The sequence below is a fragment of the Micromonospora craterilacus genome, assembly GCF_003236315.1.
In the GTDB taxonomy this organism is placed as follows: Bacteria; Actinomycetota; Actinomycetes; order Mycobacteriales; family Micromonosporaceae; genus Micromonospora; species Micromonospora craterilacus.
The window spans coordinates 1-858 of sequence record NZ_POTY01000519.1 but is presented as its reverse complement, the minus strand read 5'-3'; the positions used below and the strand labels follow the sequence as shown (position 1 = coordinate 858).

Below are 858 nucleotides of genomic sequence, written 5' to 3'. Positions count from 1 at the left end.
GGGTGCCTGCGTGACGACTCAACTGTGGCGAGTGGAGAGCCTGATGCGGACGCTCAGCGCCCGTCGGCTTCGGACCCGGGTGGGGCGGGAGGAACTGCGCCGCGTACGGCGGGGTGTCTATGCCGACCAACCCTGCGGCGACGAGGACGAGTTGCGAGCTCTATTCCTCTGCCTTCCCGAGGGTGCCATGCTCGCCAGGCAAACTGCGGCCCGACGGTACGGCTTCGGCGTGTTACGCGACGATCTGGTGCACGTCCAGGTGCCGACTGCGGTGTCGAAGCCACGGCTGCCCGGGCTGGTCGTGCATCACTCCACCCTTCCGGTGCAGCCGCATGTCGTTCGTGGGCTGCCGTGTGTGCCGGCGGCGCGTTGCGCCGTCGACCTCGCGCGTACGGCGCGGCGTCTCGACGCGCTTCCCGTCCTCGACTGCGCGCTCAGGTCTGGCGCGGTGACCCCGGACGACCTGTTGGCCGAGGTGGGCCTGCATCGGGCGCTGCGCGGCGTACGCCAGGCGCGCGAGTTGATACCGATGGCCGACGGCCGGGCAGAGTGCCGCCAGGAGAGTCAACTGAGGCTGGTGCTGTTGGACGGGCGGCTGCCACCGCCAGAGCCGCAGCTGTGGGTCCACGACGAGTACGGGGTTCCCCGCTTCCGCCTCGACCTGGGCTATCGCGAGCGCAGGATCGGCATCGAGTACGACGGACTCTCTCACCTCGACCGCGAGCGTCTCCGGTACGACCGGGACCGCGTCAACTGGCTCGACGCCCAAGGCTGGCGGATGCGCTACTTCACCGACCGAGACCTATACCACCGCCCCGCCCACATCGTCGCCACCATCCGCACAACCCTCTCCTAACC

1 protein-coding gene is annotated in these 858 nt (G+C 69.5%); it reads left to right on the top strand.

Annotated elements, in window-relative coordinates; translation table 11 throughout:
- Positions 1 to 856: type IV toxin-antitoxin system AbiEi family antitoxin (locus C1I95_RS34195; RefSeq protein WP_233514081.1), on the top strand; the 856-nt coding region annotated here is incomplete at its 5' end.
- Between the last annotated feature and the right edge of the window lie 2 nt (positions 857 to 858).